The 19,819-nt window shown below is 71.9% G+C and carries 15 protein-coding genes; 7 read left to right on the forward strand and 8 right to left on the reverse strand.

The window, feature by feature from the left end; all coding sequences use genetic code 11:
* Nucleotides 1–35: 35 nt before the first annotated feature.
* Together ACWEK3_RS19720 and pta are read right to left on the reverse strand one after the other, a co-directional pair.
* The gene (locus ACWEK3_RS19720; protein WP_453250210.1) at nucleotides 36–1,244 is read right to left on the reverse strand and encodes an acetate kinase; all 1,209 of its coding nucleotides are present in this window, start codon (nucleotides 1,242–1,244) and stop codon (nucleotides 36–38) included.
* A gap of 91 nt (nucleotides 1,245–1,335) precedes the next feature.
* Complete coding sequence (gene pta, locus ACWEK3_RS19725; RefSeq protein ID WP_453250211.1) at nucleotides 1,336–3,411, reverse strand: phosphate acetyltransferase; 2,076 nt, start codon at nucleotides 3,409–3,411, stop codon at nucleotides 1,336–1,338.
* Between the two features lie 199 nt (nucleotides 3,412–3,610).
* On the opposite strand from pta, the gene ACWEK3_RS19730 reads away from it, so the two are divergent.
* A complete protein-coding gene (locus tag ACWEK3_RS19730) occupies nucleotides 3,611–4,636 on the forward strand; it encodes an ATP-dependent 6-phosphofructokinase (RefSeq protein WP_225075630.1) in 1,026 nt (341 codons plus the stop codon).
* A 113-nt stretch (nucleotides 4,637–4,749) separates the two neighbouring features.
* Here the strand turns inward: ACWEK3_RS19730 and ACWEK3_RS19735 are convergent, their stop codons facing one another.
* A complete protein-coding gene (locus ACWEK3_RS19735) occupies nucleotides 4,750–5,460 on the reverse strand; it encodes a response regulator (RefSeq protein WP_376397294.1) in 711 nt (236 codons plus the stop codon).
* On the reverse strand, nucleotides 5,457–7,127 hold the full coding sequence (locus ACWEK3_RS19740) for a sensor histidine kinase (RefSeq protein WP_453250212.1): 1,671 nt from the start codon (nucleotides 7,125–7,127) through the stop codon (nucleotides 5,457–5,459). The genes ACWEK3_RS19735 and ACWEK3_RS19740 overlap by 4 nt, the downstream gene beginning before the upstream one ends.
* 164 nt (nucleotides 7,128–7,291) lie before the next feature.
* On the opposite strand from ACWEK3_RS19740, the gene ACWEK3_RS19745 reads away from it, so the two are divergent.
* Nucleotides 7,292–8,659 (forward strand): cation:dicarboxylate symporter family transporter, encoded by a 1,368-nt coding sequence (locus ACWEK3_RS19745; RefSeq protein ID WP_390727031.1) that lies wholly within the window; start codon nucleotides 7,292–7,294, stop codon nucleotides 8,657–8,659.
* Between the two features lie 68 nt (nucleotides 8,660–8,727).
* On the opposite strand, the gene ACWEK3_RS19750 is transcribed toward ACWEK3_RS19745, so the two are convergent.
* Nucleotides 8,728–9,345 carry a TetR/AcrR family transcriptional regulator gene (locus tag ACWEK3_RS19750; RefSeq protein ID WP_450542446.1) on the reverse strand — a complete coding sequence of 206 codons (618 nt, stop codon included), beginning with the start codon at nucleotides 9,343–9,345 and terminating at the stop codon, nucleotides 8,728–8,730.
* Nucleotides 9,346–9,451: 106 nt separating this feature from the next.
* Here ACWEK3_RS19750 and ACWEK3_RS19755 point away from each other — a divergent pair, with 106 nt between their 5' ends.
* From ACWEK3_RS19755 to ACWEK3_RS19775, 5 genes are all read left to right on the forward strand, one after another.
* Nucleotides 9,452–11,125 carry an MFS transporter gene (locus tag ACWEK3_RS19755; RefSeq protein WP_453250213.1) on the forward strand — a complete coding sequence of 558 codons (1,674 nt, stop codon included), beginning with the start codon at nucleotides 9,452–9,454 and terminating at the stop codon, nucleotides 11,123–11,125.
* A gap of 106 nt (nucleotides 11,126–11,231) precedes the next feature.
* The gene (locus ACWEK3_RS19760; RefSeq protein ID WP_453250214.1) at nucleotides 11,232–12,029 is read left to right on the forward strand and encodes a DUF2127 domain-containing protein; all 798 of its coding nucleotides are present in this window, start codon (nucleotides 11,232–11,234) and stop codon (nucleotides 12,027–12,029) included.
* 29 nt (nucleotides 12,030–12,058) lie between these two features.
* Entirely contained in the window at nucleotides 12,059–12,487 is a 429-nt protein-coding gene (locus tag ACWEK3_RS19765) for a MerR family transcriptional regulator (protein WP_361417519.1), read from the forward strand.
* Nucleotides 12,484–12,816 carry a thioredoxin family protein gene (locus ACWEK3_RS19770; protein WP_453250215.1) on the forward strand — a complete coding sequence of 111 codons (333 nt, stop codon included), beginning with the start codon at nucleotides 12,484–12,486 and terminating at the stop codon, nucleotides 12,814–12,816. The genes ACWEK3_RS19765 and ACWEK3_RS19770 overlap by 4 nt, the downstream gene beginning before the upstream one ends.
* 191 nt (nucleotides 12,817–13,007) lie before the next feature.
* Nucleotides 13,008–15,242 carry a HelD family protein gene (locus tag ACWEK3_RS19775; protein ID WP_453250220.1) on the forward strand — a complete coding sequence of 745 codons (2,235 nt, stop codon included), beginning with the start codon at nucleotides 13,008–13,010 and terminating at the stop codon, nucleotides 15,240–15,242.
* Between the two features lie 91 nt (nucleotides 15,243–15,333).
* On the opposite strand, the gene glgB is transcribed toward ACWEK3_RS19775, so the two are convergent.
* The 3 genes from glgB to ACWEK3_RS19790 all read right to left on the reverse strand — a co-directional run.
* Complete coding sequence (gene glgB, locus ACWEK3_RS19780; RefSeq protein WP_453250216.1) at nucleotides 15,334–17,889, reverse strand: 1,4-alpha-glucan branching enzyme; 2,556 nt, start codon at nucleotides 17,887–17,889, stop codon at nucleotides 15,334–15,336.
* A gap of 70 nt (nucleotides 17,890–17,959) precedes the next feature.
* A complete protein-coding gene (locus tag ACWEK3_RS19785) occupies nucleotides 17,960–19,354 on the reverse strand; it encodes a maltokinase N-terminal cap-like domain-containing protein (protein WP_453250217.1) in 1,395 nt (464 codons plus the stop codon).
* 105 nt (nucleotides 19,355–19,459) lie between these two features.
* Nucleotides 19,460–19,819 (reverse strand): alpha-glucosidase C-terminal domain-containing protein (locus tag ACWEK3_RS19790; protein WP_390730031.1); only part of this gene is annotated, 360 nt, incomplete at its 5' end.

The raw sequence follows: 19,819 nt of genomic DNA on the forward strand, positions 1-19,819 counted from the left end.
TCAGTCGAGTGCCGGCCGGAATTCCGTGGACGTGCTCAGCCGTCCTTTCCGACCAGTGCGTAAGTCTGGGTGGCGATCTCCATTTCCTCGTCCGTGGGAACCACGGCCACGGCGGTCCGCGCGCCCTCGGGCGAGATCAGCCGCGCACCGTCGCCGCGGACGGCGTTCCGCTCCCGGTCCACCGCCAGGCCCAGCCCCTCCAGGCCGTCGAGGGCGGCCTCGCGCACAAAGGCCGCGTTCTCGCCGACCCCGGCCGTGAAGGCGACCGCATCCACCGTGCCGAGTACCGCGTAATAGGCACCCACGTACTTCTTCAGCCGATGGGTGTAGATCTCGAACGCGAGCCGTGCCTCATCGTCGCCCTCCTCCATCCGGCGCCGAATCTCCCGCATGTCGTTGTCGCCGCACAGGCCGAACAAACCGCTCCTCTTGTTGAGGAGAGTGTCGACCTCGTCCATGGACATTCCGCCGACACGCTGCAAATGGAAGATGACGGCCGGGTCGAGGTCACCGGAACGCGTTCCCATCACCAGTCCCTCCAGCGGGGTGAGCCCCATGGAGGTGTCCACGCTCCGGCCGCCCCGGACCGCCGAGGCCGACGCGCCGTTGCCCAGGTGCAGCACGATGACGTTGACGTCCTCGGGGGCCTTGCCCAGCAGCTCCGCCGTCGCCCGGGAGACGTAGGCGTGCGAGGTGCCGTGGAAGCCGTAGCGCCGCACCCGGTACCGGTCGGCGATCTTCGTGTCGATCGCGTAGCGTGCCGCGGACTCCGGCATGGTCGTGTGGAACGCGGTGTCGAAGACGGCGACCTGCGGCAGGTCGGGACGCAGCGCCATGGCCGTGCGGATGCCGGTGAGGTTGGCCGGGTTGTGCAGCGGCGCCACCGGGATCAGCCGCTCGATCTCGGTGAGCACGGCGTCGTCGATGACGGTGGGCTCGGTGAAGAACATGCCGCCGTGCACCACCCGGTGCCCGATCGCGGCCAGTTCGGGGGAGTCCAGGCCGAGCCCGTCCCGGGCCAGTTCCTCCGCGACCGACTTCAGCGCGGCGTCGTGGTCGGCGATCGGGCCGTTCTCCTCGCGGGTGGCCCCCGTGGTCAGGCAGGTGTGCTCGAGCCGGGAGGTCCGCTCGCCGATGCGCTCCACCAGGCCGACGGCGAGCCGGGTCGCGTCGCGCATGTCGAGCAGCTGGTACTTCACCGACGAGGAGCCGGAGTTGAGGACGAGGACGCGGGTCGCGGTCACGAGCGCTGGCGCTTTCTGGTCGGGAGCTGTGGAGGTCTGCGGCCGTGTGCGCCCGGGGGCGGCGGCCCCGGTACACACGGCCGAGGGGAGGTCAGTTGCCGGACGACTGGGCCTGGATCGCCGTGATGGCCACGGTGGTGACGATGTCCTGCACCAGGGCGCCGCGGGACAGGTCGTTGATCGGCTTGCGCAGGCCCTGGAGGACCGGTCCGACCGCGATCGCGCCGGCCGAACGCTGTACGGCCTTGTACGTGTTGTTGCCCGTGTTCAGGTCCGGGAAGATCAGCACGGTGGCCTGCCCCGCCACCTCCGAACCGGGCAGCTTGGTGGCGGCCACCGACGGTTCCACGGCCGCGTCGTACTGGATCGGCCCCTCGATCATCAGGTCCGGGCGGCGCAGCCGCACCAGCTCGGTCGCCTCGCGCACCTTGTCCACGTCGGCGCCCGAGCCGGAGTCGCCGGTGGAGTACGACAGCATGGCGATCCGCGGCTCCACGCCGAACCGGGCGGCGGTGGCCGCCGACTGGATGGCGATGTCGGCGAGTTGCTCGGCGTCCGGGACGGGGTTGACCGCGCAGTCGCCGTAGACGAGGACCTTGTCGGCCAGGCACATGAAGAACACCGACGAGACGATCGAGGCGTCCCGGCGAGTCTTGATGATCTCGAACGCGGGCCGGATGGTCGCGGCCGTGGAGTGCACCGAGCCCGACACCATGCCGTCGGCCAGACCCTCCTGCACCATGAGCGTGCCGAAGTAGTTCACGTCCGAGACGACGTCGTACGCCAGCTCGACGGTGACGCCCTTGTGGGCGCGCAGCAGCGCGTACCGCTCGGCGAAGGCGTCCCGCAGTTCGGAGGTGGCCGGGTCGATCAGCTGCGCGTCCCCGAGGTCGATGCCGAGGTCGGCGGCCTTCTTGCGGATCCCCTCCACCGGGCCGAGCAGCGTCAGGTCGCACACGCCCCGGCGCAGCAGCACCTCCGCCGCGTGCAGCACGCGCTCCTCGGTGCCCTCCGGCAGCACGACCCGGCGCCTGTCGCTGCGGGCCTGTTCGAGCAGCTGGTGCTCGAACATCATCGGGGTGACCCGGTCGCTGCTGGGCGCGGAGACGCGCTTGCTGAGGTCGGCGGTGTCGATGTACCGCTCGAACAGGCCGAGCGCGGTCTCCGCCTTGCGCGGGGTGGCCGCGTTCAGCTTGCCCTCCAGGGAGAACAGCCGCTCGGCGGTGGGGAAGCTGTTGCCGGACACCGAGACGACCGGGGTGCCCGGGGCGAGCCGGCCGGCCAGGGTGAGGATCTCCTGCCGCGGCGCCTCGTTCAGGGTGAGCAGCACGCCGGCTATCGGCGGGGTGCCGGCGCTGTGCGCGGCGAGCGAGCCGATGACCAGGTCGGCGCGGTCGCCGGGGGTGACCACCAGGCAGCCGGGCGTCAGCGCCTTGAGGAGGTTGGGCAGCATGGCGCCGCCGAACACGAAGTCGAGGGCGTCGCGCGCCAGACCGGAGTCGTCGCCGAGCAGGACCCGGCCGTCCAGGGCCTGGGTGATCTGCGCGACCGTCGGCGCGGACAGGGCCGGTTCGTCGGGCACCACCCAGCAGGGCACCGGCAGCCGGCCGGCCAGTCGCTCGGCGATCTCGTCGCGGTCCTCGCGGGCCACCCGGTTGGTGACCATGGCCAGCACGTCGCAGCCCAGGCCGTCGTAGGCGCGGTAGGCGTTGCGGGTCTCGGCGAGCACCGACTCGGCGCTCTGCCTGCGGCCGCCCACGACCGGCAGGACAGAGGCCCCGAACTCGTTGGCGAGCCGGGCGTTGAGGGACAGCTCGTCCGGGAGCTGGGTGTCGGCGTAGTCGGTGCCGAGGACGAGGACCACGTCGTAGTCGCGGGTGACCAGGTGGAAGCGGTCGACGAGGGCCGACACCAGTTCGTCCGTGCCCTGCTCGGCCTGGAGGGCGGACGCCTCGTGGTAGTCCATGCCGTAGACGGTCGCCGGGTCCTGGGAGAGCCGGTAGCGGGCGCGCAGCAGCTCGAAGAGGCGGTCGGGGCCGTCGTGGACGAGGGGGCGGAAGACGCCCACCCGGTCCACCTGCCGGGTCAGCAGTTCCATGACTCCCAGCTCGACGACCTGTCGGCCGTCACCGCGCTCGATGCCGGTCACGTACACGCTGCGGGTCACGCGGGCTCTCCGTTTCCTCGGGGGATCACTCGTCGGCCGGGGATGGCGTCCTGCAAAAAACGCCCACCGGGGTGAGCGGAATCCTCTTGACAATACCCCCGTCGGTAGATATAGCGCCCGTCAGGCCGTGGACGCCTCCCGGACATGAAACAATCGGATGGGATCACCGGTGTCAACAGCGAGCAGGAGACACAGCAGGATGCGTATCGGAGTTCTCACGGCGGGCGGCGACTGCCCGGGACTGAACGCGGTGATCCGGTCGGTCGTACACCGGGCGGTCACCACGTACGGCGACGAGGTCATCGGCTTCGAGGACGGCTACGCGGGCCTGCTCGACGGCCGTTACCGCGCTCTGGACCTCAACGCGGTGGGCGGCATCCTCGCCCTCGGCGGCACCATCCTCGGCTCCTCCCGACTGGAGCGCGACCGGCTCCGCGAGGCCTGTGAGAACGCCTCGGACATGATCCACCGGTTCGGCATCGACGCGCTGATCCCGATCGGCGGCGAGGGCACGCTGACCGCGGCGCGCATGCTGTCGGACGCCGGGCTGCCGGTGGTGGGCGTGCCGAAGACGATCGACAACGACATCTCCTCCACCGACCGCACCTTCGGCTTCGACACGGCCGTCGGCGTGGCCACCGAGGCCATGGACCGGCTGAAGACCACGGCCGAGTCGCACCAGCGCGTGATGGTCGTCGAGGTCATGGGCCGGCACGCGGGCTGGATCGCGCTGGAGTCCGGGATGGCGGCCGGCGCCCACGGCATCTGCCTGCCCGAGCGCCCCTTCGACCCGGCCGACCTGGTGAAGATGGTCGAGGAGCGTTTCGCCCGCGGCAAGAAGTTCGCGGTGATCTGCGTCGCCGAGGGCGCCCACCCGGCCGAGGGCAGCATGGACTACGGCAAGGGCGAGATCGACAAGTTCGGCCACGAGCGCTTCCAGGGCATCGGCACGGCGCTGGCGTACGAGCTGGAGAGCCGGCTCGGCAAGGAGGCCAAGCCGGTCATCCTCGGCCACGTCCAGCGCGGCGGCGTCCCGACCGCGTACGACCGCGTCCTCGCCACCCGCTTCGGCTGGCACGCGGTGGAGGCCGCCCACCGCGGGGAGTTCGGCCACATGACCGCGCTGCGCGGCACCGACATCGTGATGGTCCCGCTGGCCCAGGCGGTGACCGAGCTGAAGACCGTCCCCAAGGACCGCATGGACGAGACGGAGTCGGTGTTCTAGGAGCCGGTGGTCCGGGCGGCGCCGTTCTCTGAAGAGGCCCGCGCGGACGCGAAGCTCTCCACGGAACCCCTCTACGGGGGCTGCAGAACCTCTCTACGGGGGGGGCGGCCCCCTTACCGGTCCCCGCCACTCTCCCGCACCCACCGGTACACCAGTTCCGGCCGGCCCACCTGCCCGTACAGCGGGCTGCGTACGGCCCGGCCCGCGTCCACCAGGTGCTCCAGGTAGCGCCGGGCGGTGATCCGGGAGATGCCGACCGCCCCGGCGACCCCCGCCGCCGTGAGTCCTTCCTCCGCCTCGCGCAGCGCGTCCGTCACCCGCTGGAGCGTCGGCGCGCTCAGGCCCTTGGGGAGGGCGGCCGGGCTCGGGGCGCGCAGGGTCGCTATCGCGCGGTCCACCTCGTCCTGGCCGCCCACCTCCCCGACCGCCGCGCGGAACTCGGCGTATCGCACGAGCCGGTCCCGGAGCGTGGCGAAGGTGAACGGTTTCAGGACGTACTGGACCACCCCCAGCGAGACCCCTTCGCGCACCACCGCCAGGTCCCGTGCCGAGGTCACCGCGATCACGTCCGCGTGATGGCCGCCCGCCCGCAGGGACCGGGCCAGCTTCAGTCCGTGCACGTCCGGCAGGTGGAGGTCCAGCAGAAGCAGGTCCACCGGGGTGCGCTCCAGCGCCCGCCGGGCCTCGGCGCCGGTGTGCGCCTTGCCGACCGCGACGAATCCCGGCACCCGGCCCACGTACATCACGTGCGCGTCCGCCGCGACCGGGTCGTCCTCCACCACCAGGACGCGGATGGGCTGCGTCCCGCTCCCGCCGTCCGTCATGCCACGCCTCCGGGCAGGCCGCTCTCGGCCCCGGACACGGCCTTGCGGGTCACGTGGTCCTCCGTCCCGTGCGCCAAGGGCAGCCGCGCCTCGAACACCGCGCCGCCCCCTTCGGCGTCCGCCACCGTCAGCGTCCCCTCGTGCCGCCGTACCGCCTGCCGTACCAGCGCCAGCCCCAGTCCCCGTCCGCCGGGACCCGTCGGCTTGGTGGAGAAGCCGTGCTGGAACACCCGGTCCGCATGGGCCGGGTGCACGCCCGGCCCGGTGTCCGCGACCCGCAGCACCAGCTCGCCGTCCTCCGCGCACGCCGTGACCGTCACCCGCGCCGGCATGCAGCCCCGCGCCGCGTCCACCGCGTTGTCGACGAGGTTGCCGAGGATCGTCACCAGGTCCCGGGGCGGCAGGCTCCGCGGCAGCAGACCGTCGTCCAGGCCGCTGTCCGAGGACACCACCAGCTCCACGCCGCGCTCGTTGGCCTGGGCCGCCTTGCCGAGCAGCAGGGCGGCCAGCACCGGCTCGCTCACCGCGCTGACCACCTGGTCGGTCAGCGCCTGGGCCAGCTCCAGCTCCGCCGTCGCGAACTCCACGGCCTCCTCCGCCCGCCCCAGTTCGATCAGCGACACCACCGTGTGCAGCCGGTTGGCCGCCTCGTGCGCCTGGGAGCGCAGAGCCTGGCTGAAGCCGCGCTCCGAGTCCAGTTCCCCCATCAGCGACTGGAGTTCGGTGACGTCCCGCAGGGTCACCACCGTGCCCCGGCGCTGCCCGCCCGACACCGGTGAGGTGTTGACGACCAGCACGCGCGATTCGGTCAGGTGCACCTCGTCCACCCGCGGTTCGGACGCCAGCAGCGCGCCCGTCAGCGGGGCCGGCAGGCCGAGGTCCGCCACCGACCGGCCCATCACGTCCTCCTGGCGTCCCACGCCCAGCAGTTCCCGCCCGCCGTCGTTGATGAGCGCCACCCGGTGCTGCGCGTCCAGCATCAGCAGACCCTCGCGCACCGCGTGCAGGGCGGCCTGGTGGTAGTCGTGCATACGGCTGAGTTCGGCCGCGTTCATGCCGTGGGTGTGGCGGCGCAGACGAGCGTTGATGACGTACGTGGCGATCGCGCCGAGCGCGAGGATCCCGGCCGCGACCGAGAACAGGGCGATGACCTGTTCCCGGACCCGCTCGCTGATCGCCTCCACCTTGATGCCGGCGCTGACGAGGCCGACCACGCGGCCGTGCTCCTCGACGGGCGTCACCGCGCGGACGGACGGGCCGAGGGTGCCGGTGTAGGTCTCGGTGAAGGACTCGCCGCGCTGGGCGCGGGAGATGTTGCCGAGGAAGGACCGCCCGATCTGGTCCGGATCCGGGTGCGTCCAGCGGATGCCGCCCGGAGTCATGATCGTGACGAAGTCGACGCCGGTGTCCTGCTGGACCCTCAGCGCGTACGGCTGGAGCTCCGCCGAGGGGTCGGAGGTGTGGATGGCCGTGAGGACCGAGGGTGCGTCGGCGATGGAGCGGGCCACCGCCGTGGTCTGGCGGCGGGCCGCCTCCTCGGCCTGGCCCTGGTCCCTGACGTAGCTGAAGAGCGCGTACCCGGCCACGACGAGCGCCAGCAGCACGGCCTGCATGGCGAACAGCTGGCCCGCCAGGCTGCGGGGTCTGGGGAGGACGGGTATGCGCATGCCGCCAGTCTGCCTCTTTCGTTCTGGCGTGAACTATGTGGCGTGAACTTAATGAACGGAAGCGTGACCCCCCTCACAGGACGGGAGATAGTCGCGGCATTCCCCCACACCCGGACGTGAGCCGCACGCCGGTGATGCCGATGACGTCGTCAAGGAGGGCCGCCTTGAGCAGCGCAGCCGATACGGCACCTGCCGCACCCGCAGCCAAGCGGGACCGTACCCACTATCTGTACATAGCGGTGATCGCCGCGGTGGTCCTCGGCGTCGCCGTCGGGTTCGCCGCGCCCGACTTCGCCAAGGAGCTCAAGCCGCTCGGCACCGGCTTCGTGAGCCTGATCAAGATGATGATCTCGCCGATCATCTTCTGCACGATCGTGCTCGGCGTCGGTTCGGTGCGCAAGGCCGCGAAGGTCGGCAAGGTCGGCGGGCTCGCGCTCGGCTACTTCCTCGCGATGTCGTTCGTCGCCCTGGCCATCGGACTCGTGGTCGGCAACATCGTCCACCCCGGCAGCGGGATGCACCTGACGGAAGCCGTGAAGGGCGCCGGCCAGGCGCAGGCGCAGGCCGCGAGCGAGGGCCCGGTCGACTTCGTGCTCGGCATCATCCCGACCACGCTCGTGTCGGCGTTCACCGAGGGCCAGGTGCTCCAGACCCTGCTGGTCGCCCTGCTCGTCGGGTTCGCGCTCCAGGCCATGGGCCGCAAGGGCGAGCCGGTCCTGCGCGGGGTGGAGCACATCCAGCGGCTGGTCTTCCGCGTGCTCGCCATGATCATGTGGGCCGCCCCGATCGGTGCCTTCGGCGCCATGGCCGCCGTCGTCGGCGAGACGGGCATCGACGCCCTGAAGGCACTCGCCGCGATCATGCTCGGCTTCTACGTCACCTGTCTGCTGTTCGTGCTCGTGGTGCTGGGCGCGCTGACCCGGCTGGTGGCCGGCGTCAACATCTTCCAGCTGCTGAAGTACCTGGGCCGTGAGTTCCTGCTGATCCTGTCGACGTCGTCGTCGGAGTCCGCGCTGCCCCGGCTCATCGCCAAGATGGAGCACCTGGGCGTGAGCCGTCCGGTCGTCGGCATCACGGTGCCGACCGGCTACTCCTTCAACCTCGACGGTACGATGATCTACCTGACCATGGCCTCGCTGTTCATCGCCGACGCGATGGACCAGCCGCTGTCCATCGGCCAGCAGATCACGCTGCTGCTGTTCATGATGATCGCCTCCAAGGGCGCCGCCGGTGTCACCGGCGCCGGACTGGCCACCCTCGCCGGTGCCCTTCAGTCCCACAAGCCCGCCCTGGTCGACGGCGTCGGCCTGATCGTCGGCATCGACCGCTTCATGAGCGAGGCCCGCGCCCTGACCAACTTCGCGGGCAACGCGGTCGCCACCCTGCTGATCGGCACCTGGACCGGCGAGGTCGACAAGGACCGCGTCCGGCGCGTCCTCGCCGGCGAGCTGCCCTTCGACGAGAAGACGCTGCTGGACGACGCCGACGATTCCGCCGGGGTCCCCGAGCAGCGCGAGCTGGCCAAGGCGTAGCGCTCCACGGGACACCGAGACCCCGCGCCCCTTCAAGGGGCGCGGGGTCTCTTCGCGTTCCGGGGCGGTCAGCCGCTGAGCTTGGCCACCAGGGCGGCGGCGAGGGAGGCGGGCACCCCGGCCGCGGTCAGGACCGTCACCGCGGCCGTGCGGCCCGCCTCGCGGGGGTCCAGCAGTCCGTCGTTCACCGCCTCCATCACGGCGAACAGGATCTGCTCCTTCACGTACGCCAGCGCAGGCGCGGGCAGGGGAGAGGCGAAGACGCCCTCGTCCAGGCCGCGCTGGAGGAGTCCCGCGGCGCTCTCCCGGACGGGGGTGAGGCGTTCGCGGATGCCCTCCGTGGTCACCGTGCGCTGGGCGAGCGCGACCAGCAGCCGGTAGCGGTCGGCGATCTCCCAGACGGCCAGCACCGACCGCGCCACGGCCTCCGCCGGGTCCTCGACGCCCTCCCGGCCCGTCGCGTGCGCGGTGGCGAGCGCGAGCACCGCCTCGTCGACGAGCGTGCTGATCAGCGCCTCCCGGCTGGGGAAGTGGCCGTACACCGTGCGCCGTACGACACCGGCCGCGCGCGCGATCTGGTCCATGGACGCGTCGGGGTCGCGCAGCAGCTCCGCGAGGGCGACGTCGAGGATCCGGCGCCGGTTCACGTCGGCGCGACTGGTGCTACCCGTGGTCATGGCTGACATTCTGCCCTCTCCTCGACTTGCACAGTGCTGTGCAAGGGTCGTACATTGCACATCGTTGTGCAATTGCACTCCGCTGTGCAAGTAGACCGAGGAAGGCCCCCCTGCCATGCGACTCGTCATGAACGAACCGGCCGAAAGGATGGACCGGCCCTACGCCCGGCGCTGGTGGGCGCTCCTCGTGCTCTGCCTGAGCCTGCTGATCATCGTGATGGCGAACACCGCGCTCACGGTCGCCGCGCCCGACATGACCCAGGACCTCGGCCTGTCCAGCGCCGACCTCCAGTGGGTCATCGACGGCTACACCGTCCCGTACGCGGCGCTGATGCTGCTGCTCGGCGCGATCGGCGACAAGTACAGCCGGCGCGGCGCGCTCGTCCTCGGGCTCGTCGTGTTCGGCGGCGGGGCCGTCTTCGGCTACCTCGCCGACAGCGCGGCCACCGTCATCGCGGCGCGCGCCGTGATGGGTGTGGGCGCCGCGCTGATCATGCCGGCCACCCTCTCCCTGCTGGCCGCGACGTTCCCGCGCGCCGAGCGTGCCAAGGCGATCACCCTGTGGACCGCCACCGCCGGCCTCGCCATCGCCGCCGGTCCCCTCGTCGCCGGCGCGCTGCTCCAGGACCACGGCTGGTCCTCGACCTTCCTGATCAACGTGCCGGTCGCCGCCGTCGCCCTGGTCGGCGCCTTCGTCCTCGTACCGCCCTCCAGGGCGGCGCACCACGGCCGGATCGACTACGTCGGCGGACTGCTGTCGGTGGTGTGGATCGGCTCGCTGGTCTACATGATCATCGAGGGTCCGCACTTCGGCTGGGACGCCAAGGCGGTCACCGCGGCCGCCGTCGCGGGTGTGGGCCTGGTGGCCTTCGTCCTGTGGGAGCTGCGCCACCCGCGCCCGGTCCTCGACGTACGGCGCTTCGGGCAGCGCCGCTTCGCCGGCTCCAACCTGGCCGTCGCCCTGTTCTTCCTGGCCGTCTTCGGCGCCTTCTACTACCTCACCCAGCACCTCCAGTTCGTCCTCGGCTACGACGCCCTGGCCACCGGCCTGCGCATGCTGCCGCTGGCCGGCGCCGTCTTCGCCGGCTCGGCGCTGACCGGCTACCTCACCCCGCGGGTCGGCATGAAGTGGACGGTGACCGCGGGCATGGTCGGCGGCACCGCGGCCCTGGCGCTTCTGACCCGGGTGGACGGCTCGTCCGGCTACGGCGACTTCGTGGCACCCCTGGTGATCCTGGGGCTGGCGATCGGACTCGCCCTCTCGCCCTGCACCGACGCCATCATGGGCGCCTTCCCGGAGTCCGAGCTGGGTGTCGGCGGTGCCGTGAACGACACCTCCCTGGAGCTGGGCGGCTCGCTCGGCATCGCGATCCTCGGCTCCCTGCTGTCCACCTCGTACGCCCGGCACCTCTCCGACGCCACCGCCGGCGGCGGGCTCCCGGCCGGCGCCCTGTCCACCGCCCAGGACTCGGTCGGCGCCGGATACGCCGTCGCCCAGGGCATCGGGGAGAAGGCCCGGCAGCTCGCGGCGCAGGCCGCCCACGCGACCGACCCGCAGCAGGCCGCGCAGCTCAAGGCACAGGCCGGCCAACTCGCCCAGGGCGCCCAGCGGATGAAGGACGCGGTCGGCTCGTCCTTCTCCGACGCGGTGGCCCACACCAGCCTGGTCGGCGCGGTGATCCTGGGCGCGGGCACCCTCGCCGTCGCCCTGCTGCTGCCGCGCGGCACCGCCCGTGACGAGCAGTCGGCCGAGGAGGCGAAGGAGCTGGTGGGCAGCGGTGTGAACTGAAAGCTCCCGGCGGTCGTCTCTTACTGCGATGTACTACCGTGCCGTGCCGGACCGACCGGCACGGCACGGCCGCAGGCACATCGGCAGGCATGGAGGCAACCACGGGATGGCGATCGACTGGGACCGGCGCACGTGCGCGCGCAGGGGGCATGTGACCTACGCACCGGACGATCCGAGGCTGCGGATCCGGCTGCACGCGCGGACCGCGCTGGGCGACGTGTGGCGCTGCCTGCGCTGCGGCGACTTCGCGCTCGGCGAGCCGCACGGCTCGGGACCGGCCGGCGACGCCCCGCTGGTGCCGCGCGGCAAGGTGCTGCGGGACCTGTTCATCCTGCGGTTCCTCGCCTTCGAACGGGCACTGCGCGGGGTGTTCATCGTGCTGGTCGCGGTGGCGGTGTGGAAGTTCAGCAACAGCCAGGACGCGGTGCGCCGCCTGTTCAACGAGTACCTGGACGTCTTCCGCCCCGTCTTCCGGCACTTCCACTACGACCTCGACCACTCGCCCGTCATCGGCACCATCCAGAAGACCTTCGGCTACCGGCACTCCACGCTGCTCGTCGTGGCCTCCGTGCTGGTGGCCTACGCGCTGGTCGAACTGATCGAGGCCGTCGGCCTGTGGTACGCCAAGCGGTGGGCGGAGTACCTGACGGTGGTCGCCACCGCCGCCTTCCTGCCGCTGGAGATCTACGAGCTCACCGAGCACGTCAGCGCGGTCAAGATCACCACACTGGTCCTCAATATCGTCGCCGTCCTCTACATCGCCCTCGCCAAGCGCCTGTTCGGCCTGCGCGGCGGGCGCAGGGCCTTCGACGAGGAGCGCCGCAGCGCCTCCCTGCTGGAAGTGGAGGAGTCGGCCGGCGTGACGGCCTCAGCGGCGGTCCGCACTCCGCCGGCGTTGCCTTGACGTCGGCGTCAGGGCTTACGTTCGTACGCATGCGAATCGGCGAGCTGGCCGAGCGGGCCGGGACCACGACGCGGGCGCTGCGGTACTACGAGTCGCGGGGGCTGCTGCCCGCGCGGCGGGACGCGCAGGGCCACCGCTCCTACGACGAGCGCGACCTGCGGCTGCTCCGGCAGATCAGGACGCTGCGGGACTTCGGGTTCGAGCTGGAGGAGACCCGGCCTTTCGTCGAGTGTCTGCGGGCCGGGCACCCGGAGGGCGACTCGTGCCCGGCGTCCCTCGCGGTCTACCGGCGCAAGCTGGACCAGCTCGACGCGCTGATCGGCGAGCTGCGCGCCGTGCGGGAGCAGGTCGGCGCCCAGCTCGTGAGGGCCGAGCAGGCGCGGGAGGCGCTGGCCGCCGACGCAGGGGTTCCGGGCGGTCCGGAGCCCAGGTGCGAACTGGGAGGGCAGCAGCGGTGATCAGGACAGCGGGAGTGGCGGAGGTGACGGACGCGGACTTCGCGGCGGAGGTGCTCGGCGCGGACCGGCCGGTGCTGGTGGAGTTCACCGCCGACTGGTGTCCGCCGTGCCGGCAGATGGGGCCCGTGCTCAGCGCACTGGCCGCCGAGCAGGGCGAGCGGCTGAAGGTGGTGCAACTCGACGTGGACACCAACCCGGACACCACGAACGCGTACAAGGTGCTGTCGATGCCGACCTTCATGGTCTTCCGCGCCGGCGAACCCGTGAAGTCCATGGTGGGCGCACGGCCCAGGCGGCGGCTGCTTGAGGAGCTGTCGGACGTCCTGTGACCTGCCCGGACCTGCTGTGACGGCGGGCCGGAGAATGAGAAATCCCCCGGGGTAATTGCGCCCGGGGGTTTTCTTTGCGTATATTCGGTGATTCGTGTACTTGGTATTCGTCAGGCCACGAAGAAGTTCACTAAGCACAGTATATCCGGGCGGGAGCCGAATTGTCAAACACCGAATTTCCAGACGGTGAATTGCGGCAGGAGCAGGAATTCATCGACGGACTGTACGCGCGCGTGGACGCGCTGCGCGGTGACACCGAGACCTCCGTCGCGGACGCGCTCGCGCAGGGCGACACGCCCATGCAGGCCCGGCTGGAGCGGGACATTCTCGTCGCCGAGCGGTCCGGGCTGCTGGCCGCGCTGAACGCCGTGGACGGCTCGCTCTGCTTCGGCCGGATCGACCTCACCGACGGAGACAGCCACCACATCGGCCGCATCGGCCTGCGCGCCGACGACGCCGAGCGCACGCCGATCCTGATCGACTGGCGGGCCGGCGTCGCCCGCCCCTTCTACCTGGCCACCGGCCACACCCCGATGGGCCTGCGCCGCCGCCGGCACATCTCCACCGAGGGCCGCCGGGTCTCCGCCCTGCACGACGAGATCCTCGACCTCGGCGACACCACCCGGACCGGCCACGAGGACCCGACCGGCGACGCGGTGCTGCTCGCGGCGCTCGACTCCGCGCGCACCGGCCGGATGGGCGACATCGTGCGGACCATCCAGGCCGACCAGGACCGCATCATCCGCGCCCCGCACCGCGGAGTGCTCGTGGTCGAGGGCGGCCCGGGCACCGGCAAGACCGCCGTCGCCCTGCACCGGGCCGCCTACCTGCTGTACGAGCACCGGGAACTGCTCGCCCGGCGCGCCGTGCTGATCGTCGGCCCGAACCCCGCGTTCCTCGGCTACATCGGCGAGGTGCTGCCCTCGCTCGGCGAGACCGGGGTGCTCCTGGCGACCGTCGGCGAGCTGTTCCCCGGAGTGAAGGCCACCGCGGCGGACACTCCCGAGGCCGCCGCGGTGAAGGGCCGCGCCGGCATGGCCGACGTGCTCGCCGCCGTCGTACGGGACCGGCAGGCGCTGCCCGATCCGGTGATCGCCATCGAGCACGACCGCGAGATCCTGATGCTCGACGACGGCCTGGTGGGCGTCGCCCGTGAGCGCACCCGCGCCGCGAAGCTGCCGCACAACGCGGCCCGCGAGCACTTCGAGGGCCACATCCTCAACACGCTCACCGACCTGGTCGCCGAGCGCATCGGCACCGACCCCTACGACGGCTCCAACCTCCTCGACCCCAGCGACATCAGCCAGATCCGCGATGAACTCGCCGAGAACCCCGAGGTCTGGTCGGCCATCGACCAGCTGTGGCCGCGGCTGACCCCGCAGCGGCTGGTGGCGGACTTCCTGGCGGACCCGGAGGGGTACGTCGGCGACGAGGACGCGGCCGCGATCCGCCGCCCGGTGACCGGGGCGTGGACCGTCGCGGACGTTCCCCTTCTCGACGAGGCCGCCGAACTGCTCGGCGAGGACGACCGCCTGGCCCGCGCCCTGGCCGAGCACGAGCGCGAGACCCAGATCGCCTATGCCCAGGGCGTGCTGGACGTGTCGTACGCGTCCCGGACGTACGAGTTCGAGGACAAGGAGGACGGTGACCCGGACGCCTCGGAGGTGCTGTCCGCGCACGACATCATCGACGCCGAGCGGTTCGCCGAACGCCAGGAGGAGGAGGACCACCGCAGCGCCGCCGAGCGTGCGGCGGCCGACCGCACCTGGGCGTTCGGGCACATCATCGTCGACGAGGCGCAGGAGCTGTCGCCGATGGCGTGGCGGCTGCTGATGCGGCGCAGCCCGACCCGCTCCATGACCCTGGTCGGCGACCCCGCGCAGACGGCGGAGGCGGCCGGCGTCGGCTCCTGGGCGGACATCCTCCGGCCGTACGTCGAGGACCACTGGGAGCACACCCGTCTCGGCGTCAACTACCGCACCCCGGCCGAGATCATGGACGTGGCGGCGGCCGTGGTCCGCGCCGAGCACCCCGGGTTCGCGCCTCCTAGTTCGGTCCGCTCCACGGGCGTACGGCCCTGGGCCCGCGCCACCGACGACCTGCCCGGCGCGGTGGAGAAGGCCGTCGCGGAACTCACCCCGGAGGAGGGCCGGCTCGCCGTGATCGCCCCGCGCGACCTGCACCGGCGGCTGGCCGCCCGCCTCGAGGGGGTCGAGGCCGGTGCCGAGCCCGACCTGACCCGGACGGTCGTCCTTCTCGACCCGCGCCAGGCCAAGGGCCTGGAGTTCGACTCCGTCCTGGTGGTCGAACCCGCCCGCTACGGCACGAGCGACCTGTACGTGGCGCTGACCCGCGCCACACAGCGGCTGGGCGTGCTGTACACGGAGGTGTTGCCTCCGGCTCTGGTGGAGGCGTTCACGGAGTAGCGGTGGCCGGTCCGGGGGTTGCCGCCCCCGGACCCCCGCTTCGGCCCGAACGGCCTCGTCCTCGAGCGCCGGACGGGCTGACAGGAAATCCTCACGCCGGGCGCAGCCACACCGTCGCCAGGGGCGGCAGGGTCAGGCGGATGCTCGCCGGGCGGCCGTGCCGCCCCTGCGGCTCCGGCTTGACCGGGTGCGGGTGGACGACGCCGCTGCCGCCGTAGCGGGCCGCGTCGGTGTTGAGGACCTCCAGCCAGGCGGGCACGTCGTCGGGGACGCCGAGGCGGTAGTCGGGGCGGACGACCGGGGCGAAGTGGGACACCGCGAGCAGCGGGGTGCCGTCGGTGTCGTAGCGCAGGAGGGCGAAGACGTTGTCGTCCGCGGCGTCCCCGGTGATCCACTGGAAGCCGTCGGGGTGGACGTCGCGCGCCCACAGGGCGGGCGTGGCCCGGTAGACGGTGTTGAGGTCGCGGACCAGGTCCAGCACCCCCCGGTGGTCGGCCGCGGCACCGTAGTTCGGGTCGAGCAGCCACCAGTCCGGGCCGCGGGTCTCCGACCACTCGGCGCCCTGCGCGAACTCCTGACCCATGAACAGCAGTTGCTTGCCCGGGTGGGACCACATGAAGCCCAGGTAGGCGCGCAGGTCCGCCCGCTGCTGCCACCAGTCGCCGGGCATCTTCGACACCAGCGAACGCTTGCCGTGCACCACCTCGTCGTGCGAGATCGGCAGCACGTAGTTCTCGCTGTAGGCGTACACCATCGAGAACGTCATCTCACCGTGGTGGAACCTGCGGTGGACGGGGTCGTGGCTCATGTACTGGAGCGAGTCGTGCATCCAGCCCATGTTCCACTTCAGCCCGAAGCCCAGGCCGCCGAAACCGCTCGGGCCCCGGTGGTGGGTCGCGCGGGTGACGCCGTCCCAGGCCGTGGACTCCTCGGCGACGGTGACCACGCCCGGCACCCTGCGGTACACGGTCGCGTTCATCTCCTGGAGGAACGCCACCGCGTCGAGGTTCTCCCGGCCGCCGTGCTCGTTCGGCGTCCACTGGCCCGGCTCGCGCGAGTAGTCCAGGTACAGCATGGAGGCGACCGCGTCCACGCGCAGGCCGTCGATGTGGAACTCCTCGCACCAGTAAAGGGCGTTGGCGACGAGGAAGTTGCGCACCTCGCGGCGGCCGAAGTCGAACTCCAGGGTGCCCCAGTCCGGATGGGCGGCCCGCAGCGGGTCCGCGTGCTCGTACAGGGGCCGGCCGTCGAACTCGGCCAGGGCCCACTCGTCGCGCGGGAAGTGCGCCGGCACCCAGTCCATCAGGACGCCGATGCCCGCCTGGTGCAGGGCGTCGACCAGGAACTTGAAGTCGTCCGGAGTGCCCAGGCGCGCGGTGGGCGCGTAGAAGCCGGTGACCTGGTAGCCCCAGGAGCCGCCGAAGGGATGCTCGGCGACCGGCATCAGCTCCACGTGGGTGAAGCCGAGGTCCTTGACGTACGCCGGGAGCTGTTCGGCGAGCTGACGGTAGGTCAGACCAGGCCGCCAGGACGGCAGATGGAGCTCGTACGCCGAGAACGGGGCCTCGTGCGCCGGGGTGTCCGCGCGGTGCGCCATCCACTCCGCGTCGCCCCACTCGTGGTGCGAGGCGTGGACGATGGACGACGTGGCCGGCGGCACCTCGGTACGGCGGGCCAGCGGGTCGGCGCGCAGTGTCCTGGAGCCGTCCGGCCGGGTGATCTCGAACTTGTACAGCTCGCCCTCGCCGATCCCGGGCACGAACAGCTCCCACACGCCCGTGGCGCCGAGCGAGCGCATCGGGTACCCGGTGCCGTCCCAGAAGTTGAAGCCACCGGCGACGCGCACTCCTCGGGCATTGGGCGCCCACACCGCGAACCGGGTACCGGTCACGCCCTCGTGGGTCATCGGATGCGCCCCGAGCGCCTGCCACAGCTGCTCGTGCCGGCCCTCGCCGATCAGGTGCAGATCGAACTCGCCCAGCGTGGGCAGGAAGCCGTAGGCGTCATCGGCGTGCTGCACCGTCCCCGCGTACTCCACCTCCAGCCGGTACGCGGGCACCTCCGGCAGCGGCAGCAGCCCCGAGAAGAACCCCTCCCCGTCGTCGCGCAGCCCGGTCCGCTGCTCCCCGGCGACCACGGTCACGCCCAGCGCGTACGGCCGGAACACCCGGAAGGCGACGCCACCGGGTACCGGGTGCGCACCGAGCACGGAATGCGGATCGTGATGCGTCCCCGCGAGCAACCGCTCCCGGTCGCCGGCCCCGACGGCGACCAGAGCGGGGTCCTCCGGGCGCCGGGCGGCCGCGGGTGCCGGTGCCACGGGTTCCGGTGCCATGGGCTCCGGCGCCGCGGGTCGGGGGGCTGCCTTCGTGGCCGGTGCCTTTTTCGCCGCCGTTGCCGCCTTCTTGGCGGTCTTCCTGGCGGCGGCCCCGGTGGCCGCGGCCTTCGCGGTCGTCGCCTTCGCGGTGGTCTTCTTCGCCACTGCCTTCTTCGCCGGCGTCTTCTTGGCTGTCGTCTTCTTCGCCGCCGCCTTCTTGGCCGTGGCCTTCTTCGCGGCTGCCTTCTTCGCCGGTGCCGGCCGGTCGTGGCCCGCGGCCTCGGCCGTGTTCTTCGGATCAGAACCGCTGGACGGGGTGCGGGGGGTCACGGGTGGTGCCTCCTCGGCGCAGGTCGGGTGCGGTGGACTGGGCAGACGGGGGGGTGGACGGGGGAGGGCGTCAGGTCGTGTCCGGAGCGGCCAGGCGGTGTACCGCGGACATCGGTACCGGGAGCCAGTCGGGGCGGTGCCGGGCCTCGTAGAGCACCTCGTAGATGGCCTTGTCCGTCTCGTAGGCGCGCAGCAGGACGGGGTCGGTGCGCGGGTCGCTGCCGCTGACCTCGGCGTATCCGGTGCAGTACGCGGCGCGACAGGCTTCGGCCCACTCCGGTGCCGGCGGGCCGCCGGCCGAGTGCGCCACGTAGTCGAAGGAACGCAGCATCCCGGCCACGTCCCGCACCACGGGCTGGGCCATCCGCCGCTCGGCCAGCGGCTTCGCCGGCTCGCCCTCGAAGTCGATCAGCCACCACTGTCCGGAGGGGGAGCGCAGGCACTGCCCCAGGTGGAGGTCGCCGTGGATGCGCTGGGCGGTCCAGGTGTGGCCCTCGGCCGCCAGATTGGCCAGCGCCTCGAACGCGGAGCGCAGACCGGAGACGTACGGCCCGAGCGCGGGCACCGCCTGCGCGGCCGACTCCAGGCGCTCGGTCATGCCGTTCACCAGGATTTCGAGCTGCATGTGGCCGAGCGTGACCGTGGGCAGCGCCCGGGCCAGCGCGGTGTGCACCTCGGCGGTGGCGCGGCCCAGGGCCCGCGCCTCGGCGCTGAAGTCCTCGCCCTTGGCCAGCTCGCGCAGTGCCAGCTCCCAGCCGTCCGAGGCGCCCTGCACGAAGGGCTGGAGCACTCCGAGCACGTACGACTCGCCGTCCAGCTCCGCCGTCATCCACGCCGTCGGCGGCGGCACCCGCGAGCAGCCCTCCTCGGCCAGCGCCAGCGGCAGCTCCAGGTCGGGGTTGACGCCGGGCACCACCCGGCGCAGCAGTTTCAGGATGAACGTATCGCCGTAGACCACCGACGAGTTGGACTGCTCGGCGGTGACCACGCGGGGGACCAGGTCGGGGCGTATCTCGTCCCGCCGTTCGAAACGCAGTCCGCCGATACGGGCCCGGGTGCGAAGTGCCTCCAGGATCACCTCGGCGGGCCGGGGGTCGTACAGGGCGTCGTACACCGTGCGTCCGGCGAGCGGGCCCTCGTGCACATGGCCGATCAGCGCGGGCGCCAGCCGCGGGGGCAGCGCCTCGCGCACGCCTATGAGCAGCTGGTAGCAGTCACCGGGGTGCGGAACCGCGCCGTGCACGGGCGCAAGCGGCTGGTGGGCGCGGACGAGCAGGTGGTACAGGCCCAGCTTCCGGTCGCCCGGCAGCAGCTCGGTGGCGGCGACCAGCGAGAAGCCCGTCACCGGACGGCCCTTGCCCGCGAACCAGCGCTGCCGCGGCAGCCACTCCCGCAGCAGTGGGTCCAGTGACGCGAGGAGACCGGGGCCCCCGGCGGTGACTGAGCGTGTGACGGCTTGCGACATGGCTTCCGACATGGCGTCGCGTCCAATCGCTGGTCGGGTGTGACTGACGCGTGCCCACGGGCGGGGCGGAGGAAACGCCCGCCCCGCCCCGGGGCACCCCGAAACCTAGGCGGCGTCCCGGCGCAGCCGGAACCAGTAGAAGCCGTGACCCGCCAGGGTCAGCAGGTACGGCAGCTCTCCGATGGCCGGAAAGCGGACTCCGCCGAACAGCTCCACCGGATGCCGTCCGTGGAACGCGCTCAGGTCCAGCTCCGTGGGCTGGGCGAAGCGGGAGAAGTTGTGGACGCACAGGACCAGGTCGTCCTCGTACTCGCGCAGGAAGGCGATGACCGCGGGGTTGGAGGACTGGAGTTCGGTGAAGGACCCCAGCCCGAAGGCGGGGTTCTGTTTGCGGATCTCGATCATGCGGCGGGTCCAGTGCAGCAGCGACGAGGGGGAGGACATCGACGCTTCGACGTTGGTGAC

This window comes from Streptomyces sp. NPDC004721, from assembly GCF_053601495.1.

What these genes read in the sequence shown, in the direction of transcription:
- ACWEK3_RS19785 (WP_453250217.1), bottom strand. Translation starts at nt 19,354, where the DNA reads ATGTCGCAAGCCGTCACACGCTCAGTCACCGCCGGGGGCCCCGGTCTC.
- ACWEK3_RS19740 (WP_453250212.1), bottom strand. Translation starts at nt 7,127, where the DNA reads ATGCGCATACCCGTCCTCCCCAGACCCCGCAGCCTGGCGGGCCAGCTG.
- ACWEK3_RS19755 (WP_453250213.1), top strand. Translation starts at nt 9,452, where the DNA reads ATGCGACTCGTCATGAACGAACCGGCCGAAAGGATGGACCGGCCCTAC.
- ACWEK3_RS19735 (WP_376397294.1), bottom strand. Translation starts at nt 5,460, where the DNA reads ATGACGGACGGCGGGAGCGGGACGCAGCCCATCCGCGTCCTGGTGGTG.
- ACWEK3_RS19760 (WP_453250214.1), top strand. Translation starts at nt 11,232, where the DNA reads ATGGCGATCGACTGGGACCGGCGCACGTGCGCGCGCAGGGGGCATGTG.
- ACWEK3_RS19730 (WP_225075630.1), top strand. Translation starts at nt 3,611, where the DNA reads ATGCGTATCGGAGTTCTCACGGCGGGCGGCGACTGCCCGGGACTGAAC.
- ACWEK3_RS19750 (WP_450542446.1), bottom strand. Translation starts at nt 9,345, where the DNA reads ATGTCAGCCATGACCACGGGTAGCACCAGTCGCGCCGACGTGAACCGG.
- ACWEK3_RS19765 (WP_361417519.1), top strand. Translation starts at nt 12,059, where the DNA reads ATGCGAATCGGCGAGCTGGCCGAGCGGGCCGGGACCACGACGCGGGCG.